Origin of the sequence: Paenimyroides tangerinum (assembly GCF_003865405.1) — a bacterium.
Taxonomy (GTDB): Bacteria; Bacteroidota; Bacteroidia; order Flavobacteriales; family Flavobacteriaceae; genus Flavobacterium; species Flavobacterium tangerinum.
Genome location: NZ_RQVQ01000064.1, coordinates 1 through 8,703 on the forward strand (window position 1 = coordinate 1; position 8,703 = coordinate 8,703).

Here is an 8,703-nt window from a genome sequence, read left to right on the forward strand (position 1 = left end):
ATAGCTGTAATTACTGAATTCGGGTTCGAAATGCGGTGCAATAGTTTGTGCTACGGCTTGTTGCAACACACGTTCTGTAGTGGTGGGAACACCTAATAATCGGGTTTTCCCGTTTCCTTTCGGAATTTCAATACCTAAAATGGGTTGCACTTGGTAGTTGCCTTGCTTGATTGCTTCAATCAGCTGTAGTTTCTTTTCTGAAAACACCTTGAGGAGTTCTCGGACAGAAACACCATCAACACCCGCACTGCCTTTATTGGCAATCACGTGTTCCAATGCTTTTTGAAGATTAAACGGATGTACTACTCTTGTTATCATTTTAGTCGTTTTAACCTGTTTTCGTTAAGTAGGGCTACAATGCGTTCCGTTACCTATTGAAAACCTCTTTACGTTCGGTCCTTCCTTGTTTGTGAGACCTATGCGGTATCTATTCGCACCTCGTTTGCCTGCAAGTACTATGACCTCTGCTGACTTCTTGGATTGATTAACTCGTAATCGCCAAGACCTCCCCTGGTAAATGCTTTTTCCTTCCGTCTATCGCCGGTACATCTACATAACAATAATCTGATTTAATAGCATGTTCAGAACACTGTTTTGGACTTCGTATTGCTGTGGATACTCATCCTTATTGCTATGCCTCTTATGTACTTTCTGTTCGTCGGTACAGACTTTTGCAGTCCTGCTTCCTTCAGTGCATACCTCACGATAAACAACCTTGCAGCTTGCTAACGATTCGGGTTTTCAATCCGCTCGTAAGGGACTTGCACCCTCTGGAAAAATAACACCCCGAAAACTTGGTTCGTAAAACTAAATTTGTATTTTTGAACTATTTGAAAAGCTTTCGGGGTGTGTCCTGCATATGCAGGGCACACACATTGGCTATAGCTAATGCGGGTTAAAGTGCTAAAATGAAAGTAATTACAAAAAATAGACTAATCGCTAATCGGAAAGGAAAGTGCATTAAAATCCCGCACTAGCCATAGCCGAGACCGTTATAAGCAAGCCTAAAAGACGACCGTGCAACCGTAAGACGGACAACAAAACGACCAGACTTTTACTTCCAAACTAACTTTCGGGCGACAAAAACTCGGTTGACCATTTCGCTGTAACTCGACACCGACCAGACAAGTTTGCTGACACCCAAGCCAACGCATTTGTTTTAAAAATTTTTCCCACCGCACATTTTAAAAAATAATTTTAGTCAGCCCGCATTTGTACATTTGGGGTTTGCCCCCTCACACAACCCAACACACAGGCAAACCCCAAAAGAGCCAATTAACCACCGCACCAAGAAGATTTTCGTCACATTTTAAAGTTTTCTCAAAAAAACTTGCAAGTGTGAATATAAATCAATTACCTTTGCAGAGTGAATACTCACTAACATACATTTCAAATGATAGCAACAATATCTGACAGACAACTTGAAATTATTGAAGCGGCAGGAAAAATACTCACCACTTCAGGGGTTAGTGGCTTAACTATAAAGAACCTTGCCAAAGAAATGAAGTTTTCTGAAAGTGCTATTTACAGACACTTTACAAGTAAAGAAGAAATAATAATTGCCTTACTTGATTACTTGGCGCAAAATATGGATGAGCGTTATACTAACGCAATCTCTGCCAAACAAACACCAGAAGAAAAATTTACAACGCTCTTTCAAAACCAGTTTTCATTATTCAAAAAGAACCCACACTTTGTTGTAGCAGTATTTTCTGATGGTCTTTTGGAAGAAAGTCAACGTATCAATGAGACCATGCTAAAAATAATGGCTATAAAGATGAAACATTTGATGCCTATTATTATAGAAGGTCAGCAAAAGAAAGTATTTACCAATTCCATAACATCTGAAGAATTGATTCATATTGTGATGGGAACTTTTAGACTTCAAATGTTCAAGTGGCGTATTGCCAATTTTCAATTTGATATTGAACGCAATGGACACAATATGATTCAAGCATTATTAACCTTAATTAAAAACAAATAACAATGAACAAAATTATCTTAACGCTTACAATAGGTAGCTTTTTACTCTATGGTTGTGGCAATTCCACAAACGAGAAATCAAACAATAATAGAGAAACAGCAACACACCAACAACATCAACACGATGATGAGCAAACCATTAGACTAAATAATGGTGAAAAATGGCTTGTCAATGAAGAAATGAAACCTTTTATCCTTGAAGCTGAAAACATCTTAACTGAATACATCAACAACAATTTAAGCGACTATAAAACATTGGCAGAGCAGCTGAAGGAGAAAAATTCAGGATTGATTAAAAGCTGCACAATGAAGGGTGAAAGCCACGATGAATTGCACAAATGGCTATATCCACATATTGAATTAATCGAATCTTTGTCAAAGGCAGAATCAACAGAAGAAGCAAGTGAGATTATTGCTAATCTTCAAGCATCATTTTTAACTTACAATCAATATTTCCAATGAATATTATAGAATTACACAACCAAGAAAAAGAAGTCTCAGCAGCAAGCCTATTTAAAGGTGATCTTGGAACTGCAACTGCCATTCAATTACAGAGAAATGGCACATTGAAAGAACACATTACCAAAACCCCGGCACTACTGCTTTGTGTTTCAGGCTTCGTGACTTATGAAGATGAAAACGAACAGGAAATACAACTTGAACAAGGAGATTATGTGAGCATTACGCCCAATGTGAAACATTGGCTTTATGCTTCCGAAAAATCTCAACTTATATTATTGAAATAAAAAAATTTGATCAATGAAGTTAGTGAACATTCACAAACTTTCTTTTATTCTATTATTGATAATGATAGGATTTCAATCTGCTAAGGCACAAACTTGGACTTTGCAACAATGTATCGACACGGCACAGATTCATAATAAAAATCTGCAAATGAGTAGAAACAATATGGCTATTGGTGAGCAAAGAGAAAAAGAAGCCAAAGCCAATTTAATCCCAAAGGTAACAGCCAATGCGGATTATAAATATTTCACAAATTTACCTTATCAGCTATTGCCGCTAAATGCCTTAAACCCTAGTGCTCCAGAAGGAGAGTTTAGAGCAGCACAGTTTGGCGTTCCGCATAACATCAACGCCAACCTGCAATTGACAATGCCTTTGTATAATCCGCAAGTTTACGGAGCTATTCAAACAACTAAGATAGCCTCGGAATTGACAGACTTGCAGTATCAAAAAACGGAGGAGCAAATCTATTTTGAAATTTCCAATTTGTATTACAATGCCCAAATCTTGCATCATCAATTGGCATTTATTGACAGTAATCTGATTAACGCAGAAAGGCTTCTGAACAATATGCAATTGCTCAATGAACAATTACTCGCAAAAGGAACAGATGTTAGCAAGGTGAAATTGCAAGTATCGCAATTAACCACCCAAAAGGAAACAATCAAAAGCAAATACGAGCAGGTTCTAAATGCGTTGAAATTTGCTATGGGTATTTCCATTGAACAAAATCTGCAAATTGAACCAAATATTCAATATCAAAACACAAATGAATATACAACTTCATCAACCTTAGATATTCGAATAATAAAAACTCAAAACCGCCTATTATTGAGTGAACTCAACACACTCAATAAATTAAGGTATTTGCCTTCGCTAAATTTGGTTGGAATGTATGGAACAACGGGCTTTGGTTATAACGGCCAACCTGCTTCTTTTCTTGATTTTTATCCGATTGGTTTTGCGGGTGTTCAATTATCTTATCCATTATTTAATGGAACAGTTACACTGAGAAAAATAAGTCAGAAAACCCTGGAATTGCGTAATAATGAAATTCAATTTGGAATACTTACCGAGCAAAACAATATGCAAGTTGAAAATGCCAAACTTCAAAGGGAAGTCGCGAAAAAAACGGTAGAAACCACAACAGAACAAATCAAATTGGCACAAACAATCTATGAGCAAACCGTTCTCCAACAAAAACAAGGAACGGCAAGTTTAACAGATGTTTTGCTTGCAGACAATGCTTTGCGTGAAGCACAACAAACCTACCTATCTGCTGTAATTGATTACCTAAAAGCAGATTTAGAACTAAAAAAACTCACTGGAAATATTTCAATAATCAAATAATTATCACAATGAATACAAAATCATCAATCCTGAAAAAAGTGCTATACGTCATCATACCGTTGGTGATAATTGCCATTGTGGTAATTAAGTTGAAAACAAACAAGGAAATTACGCAGAGTAAAGTGTATCAATACGATAAAGAACAAGCTATAAATGTTCAAGTAGATACATTGCAACTTGAAAATGTGAATGCAGAATTTTCTTATTCAGGCACATTTGAGCCCAACAAGGAAACCAAAATAAGTGCCGAATTACAAGGGAAAATCAACACCATTTTAGTTGATGCTGGAAGCGTTGTAAGTAAAGGTCAAACTTTAATTCAGCTGGACAATTCATTGCTGAAATTGCAACTGCAAACTATTGAAGTGCAAATAGAAGGATTGGAAGCAGATGTAAACCGCTATACCATTTTAGCTAAAGCAGATGCCATTCAAGGAGTTCAATTAGAAAAGGCGGAGTTAGGTTTGAAATCTGCAAAAGTTCAGAAAGCAACTTTCTTGGAGCAGATAAACAAAACCACAATCAAAGCACCTTTTAACGGAGTTGTTACTGCAAAATTAAGTGAAGAAGGAGCTTTTGCTGCACCGGGCGTTCCATTGCTCCAAATAACGGACATTACAACTTTAAAATTCACCGTAAATGTTCCCGAAAAAGATTTAAGCCAGTTCAAATTAAATCAAAGCTATTCTCTTTCGGCAGATGCTTATTCTGAAATTTTATTGACTGGAAAAACTACTATGATTGGCAGTAAAGCTAATATGGGTAGTAGTTTTCCTATTCAGTTTACGGTAAATAACACATCGGACTTGAAAATAAAATCTGGGATGTTTGGTAAAGTTTTCCTCAAAAACGAAATGTCTGGAAAGGGAATTATCATACCGTCATCTGCCATACAAGGCACAGATAACCAACCACAGGTTTATGTTGTGAAAAATGGCAAAGCCCTTTTGCAAAACATCACTATTTCAAAAAAGACACAAAACAAAGCAGTTGTTTCAAATGGATTAAATGAAGGTGATGTAATTGTAACGAATGGCTTCATCAATCTTTTTGATGGGGCGAATGTAACTGTTAAATAAAATCAGCGAAAAATGAATATTACAGAAATATCAATCAAACGTCCTTCGCTGATCATAGTACTTTTCAGCGTATTTACTTTATTAGGATTTATCGGGTATAAAAATTTGAGTTACGAGTTAATGCCCGACTTTAATCAGCCCGTAGTTGTAATTAAAACTGTTTACCCTGGTGCCGAACCAAACGAAGTAGAAACATCCGTTTCACGAAAAATCGAAGATGCTTTGTCGAATTTAGAAGGTGTAGATTACTTGGTTACAAAATCATTGCCCAATGCTTCTATCATCATAGCCAATCTAAAATATGGGACAGATTTGGATAAGGCAATACAAGACGCACAACGCTACATTGACAACATTCGCAAAGATTTACCACAGGATATTTTAAGTCCTGTAATGAGTAAAGTTTCGCCAAATGATTTGCCGATAATGTCCATCAGTGCAACAAGTGATTTGTCTGCCACAGAGTTTTATCAAAAAATGAAAGATGATTATCTGCCACAAATTCAACAAATAAAAGGTGTAGCAGAGATTACTGTTTTAGGAGGAGAAGAAAGAGAAATACAAGTAAAAATAAATCAGGACAAACTGAAATTGTATAAAATTTCAATGGTTCAGGTTGTTGAAGCAATTAATCGTTCTGGCTTAGACTTACCTGCTGGAAAGGTGCAAACCGAAAAAGAAAGTAATTCAGTTCGTTTAACTGGAAAATTCGCATCTATTGAGGATATTAAAAATGTCCAAGTCGCTATGCCAGTTTTAGGAAGTCCTGTTTATGTAAAAGACATAGCAGATGTTATTGACGGTATAAAAGAAACGACTTCCATCAGTCGATACAACGGTAAAAACGGCATTGGATTAATGCTTAAAAAACAAGGCGATGCAAACGCAGTAGATGTTTCAAAATTGGTTCGGGAGAAATTTCAATCCATTGAACAACAAAATGCCAGTTCGGGAGTGAAATTTATCATTGCAGATGATAGCACCGACAACACGATTGCAGCCGTTAATTCCGTTGTTTTTGATTTGATTTTAGCTGTGATATTGGTGTCTTTGGTAATGCTTTTATTTTTAAGAAGTTTTAGAAATTCCTTAATCGTTTTGGTAGCAATTCCAACGTCTTTAGTTACCGCATTCGCTGTGATGTGGCTTTTGGGTTACACCTTAAATTTAATGACATTGCTTGCAATGTCTTTAATCATTGGAATTTTGGTAGATGATGCTACCGTAGTTTTAGAAAACATTCAAAAGCACTTAGATAAAGGAAAAGACAAACGAACTGCTGCAATGGACGGCAGAATGGAAATTGGCTTTGCGGCATTGTCAATCACCTTGGTTGACGTTGTGGTTTTCTTGCCTATTCTTTTTCTACAAGTGTTTGTTGCTGATATGCTCAAGCAGTTTTCGGTTGTGGTAATAACTTCCACACTCACCAGCTTGTTGGTTGGTTTTACTTTAACGCCTTGGATGGCTTCTCGTATTGGCAAAAAAGAAGATTTGCAACCCACTAATTATTTCAATCGTTTTTTACTTTGGTTTGAAGTTCAATTAGAAAACTTTAATGAATGGTATGGTCGCAGATTAGAATGGGTTTTGAGCCATAAACTAGCTTTTATAGGTATCGTTATTGTGCTTTTTGCAATGACTTTAGGGATTATGAAACAAGGGATTATTGGTAAAGAACTTATTTCAACTGGTGACCAAGGGAAATTTAGAATGGCTTTAGAGTTTGATAAATCCACATCTATACAACAGAACAACTTAATTGCTCAAAAGATTGAAACATACATTATTCAACAACCCGAGGTAGCAACGGTGTTCAGCAACATTGGCGGACCAAGCACTGGGATTGGAAGTTTGGGTGTAGGTTCAGCAAATAAAACTGAATTTACAATTCAATTAAAATCCAAAAAGGAACTGCATAATTTGCCTACCGAGACATTTATGAAAAATCTTCGGGAAGAACTAAAGTCAAAATTTCCGAGTATCAATTATTCAATGGCAGCATTGGGTTTAATTCCACGTTCTGCCCCAATTGAAATTACATTAAGTGGTAGCGATTTGGATTTGGTGATGAAAACAGGTGATGAACTAAAAACGGTAATTGAGAAAATTCCCGGTGCCGATAATGTCCGCTTATCCGTTGAAGCAGGTAGCCCTGAATACAAAATAATTCCCGACAAAGATAAAATGCAGCGGTTAGGCTTAACAACCGCTTATGTTGGATTGAACCTAAGAACTGCATTTACAGGAAATGATGATGCGACTTTAACCGAAAACGGAACGGAATATCCTGTGCGAATTTGGTTAGATGAATTTAGCAGACGAAATTTTGAAGATGTTCAACAACTTTCAATTATTAACCCAATGGGGATACCAGTTGAAGTTTCACAATTTGCAAGCGTAGAGCAAGACAATTCTCCTTCACTATTAGAACGAAAAGACCGACAACCCGCAGTTACACTAACCGCAGACGCATTAGGCAGACCATCAGGAACAGTAGCAGACGATGTAGTAGCATATCTCAAAGAAAATCCATTGCCAAGCGGAATACAGATGACTTGGGGTAGCGACATCAAAAGACAAGATGATAGTTTTGGAGCATTAGGTTCTGTTTTACTCATTTCATTTTTGCTGATTTACCTGATTATGGTAGCACTATATGACAGTTTTGTTTATCCATTTGTAGTGTTGTTTTCTATACCAGTAGCAGCAATTGGGGCGTTTTTCGCATTGAATTTGTCGTTAAGCAATCTGAGTTTATTCGCCTTATTGGGGTTAATTATGCTAATGGGCTTAGTGGTAAAAAACGCTATTCTAATTGTCGATTTTACTAATCAATTAAAAGCAGAAGGTAAACATTTCAAAGACGCTTTAGTCATTGCTGGGAAAGGTCGTATGCGACCTATTTTAATGACAACGCTTTCAATGGTAGTGGGTATGCTTCCCATCGCAATGGCAACAGGAACAGCAGCCGAGTGGAAAAACGGTCTTGCTTGGGTAATCATTGGCGGACTTTTATCATCTCTAATTTTGACTGTGTTTTTAGTGCCTATGGTTTATTATTTAGTGGACACAGCGAAAGAAAAGCTTAACAGAAGAAAATAGCCATCACACAGGTGTAAGCACATTTGCAATTACTCACTATTGCTTATTTATAGTGTTCGTGAACTTCGTTTCGCACAAGCCAACGCACAGACCAAAAATTGAAAAAGAGCTTACACCTTTACCACCCAAAGAAATGCAAAGCATTCACGAACACCAATAAAAGTCAAATAATAAAGTAAGTAAAAATTATTTTTTTAAATTTCCTTCCCTTCTAAAATTTTTAAAGCCGCTACCTTCAGCCGACACAAACAGACTCATTCGCAACTCGACAATGACAGCGAAACTCACAGCAGACAAGGACTTTACAACCTCGACAGACAGAAGGCCTGCTTATAATCGAGTAGACGGCTCCGCCAGTAACTGACGGAGTGCGCCTCTCACACCACCGAGCGTACGGGTCACGTACTCGGCGGTTCGCAAAGAGATGGGTTAAGTTGTAAAT

At 37.0% G+C, this 8,703-nt stretch carries 6 protein-coding genes and 1 pseudogene; 6 read left to right on the forward strand and 1 reads right to left on the reverse strand.

The window, feature by feature from the left end; genetic code table 11:
• Positions 1-318 (reverse strand): annotated as a pseudogene (locus tag EG240_RS15580) (group II intron reverse transcriptase/maturase); the annotation flags it as partial.
• Between the two features lie 1,075 nt (positions 319-1,393).
• Here EG240_RS15580 and EG240_RS15585 point away from each other — a divergent pair.
• From EG240_RS15585 to EG240_RS15610, 6 genes are read left to right on the forward strand one after another with little or no spacing between them, the layout of a single operon-like run.
• Positions 1,394-1,984: a TetR/AcrR family transcriptional regulator gene (locus tag EG240_RS15585; RefSeq protein WP_125020260.1), complete on the forward strand. Its 591-nt coding sequence runs from the start codon at positions 1,394-1,396 to the stop codon at positions 1,982-1,984.
• A gap of 2 nt (positions 1,985-1,986) precedes the next feature.
• Positions 1,987-2,445 (forward strand): hypothetical protein, encoded by a 459-nt coding sequence (locus EG240_RS15590; protein ID WP_125020261.1) that lies wholly within the window; start codon positions 1,987-1,989, stop codon positions 2,443-2,445.
• On the forward strand, positions 2,442-2,729 hold the full coding sequence (locus EG240_RS15595) for a cupin domain-containing protein (RefSeq protein WP_125020262.1): 288 nt from the start codon (positions 2,442-2,444) through the stop codon (positions 2,727-2,729). The genes EG240_RS15590 and EG240_RS15595 overlap by 4 nt, the downstream gene beginning before the upstream one ends.
• A gap of 13 nt (positions 2,730-2,742) precedes the next feature.
• A complete protein-coding gene (locus EG240_RS15600) occupies positions 2,743-4,077 on the forward strand; it encodes a TolC family protein (protein ID WP_125020263.1) in 1,335 nt (444 codons plus the stop codon).
• A gap of 8 nt (positions 4,078-4,085) precedes the next feature.
• Entirely contained in the window at positions 4,086-5,156 is a 1,071-nt protein-coding gene (locus EG240_RS15605) for an efflux RND transporter periplasmic adaptor subunit (protein WP_125020264.1), read from the forward strand.
• A 12-nt stretch (positions 5,157-5,168) separates the two neighbouring features.
• A complete protein-coding gene (locus tag EG240_RS15610; protein WP_125020265.1) occupies positions 5,169-8,261 on the forward strand; it encodes an efflux RND transporter permease subunit in 3,093 nt (1,030 codons plus the stop codon).
• Positions 8,262-8,703 lie beyond the last annotated feature (442 nt).

What these genes read in the sequence shown, in the direction of transcription:
- EG240_RS15585 (WP_125020260.1), top strand. Translation starts at nt 1,394, where the DNA reads ATGATAGCAACAATATCTGACAGACAACTTGAAATTATTGAAGCGGCA.
- EG240_RS15590 (WP_125020261.1), top strand. Translation starts at nt 1,987, where the DNA reads ATGAACAAAATTATCTTAACGCTTACAATAGGTAGCTTTTTACTCTAT.
- EG240_RS15595 (WP_125020262.1), top strand. Translation starts at nt 2,442, where the DNA reads ATGAATATTATAGAATTACACAACCAAGAAAAAGAAGTCTCAGCAGCA.
- EG240_RS15600 (WP_125020263.1), top strand. Translation starts at nt 2,743, where the DNA reads ATGAAGTTAGTGAACATTCACAAACTTTCTTTTATTCTATTATTGATA.
- EG240_RS15605 (WP_125020264.1), top strand. Translation starts at nt 4,086, where the DNA reads ATGAATACAAAATCATCAATCCTGAAAAAAGTGCTATACGTCATCATA.
- EG240_RS15610 (WP_125020265.1), top strand. Translation starts at nt 5,169, where the DNA reads ATGAATATTACAGAAATATCAATCAAACGTCCTTCGCTGATCATAGTA.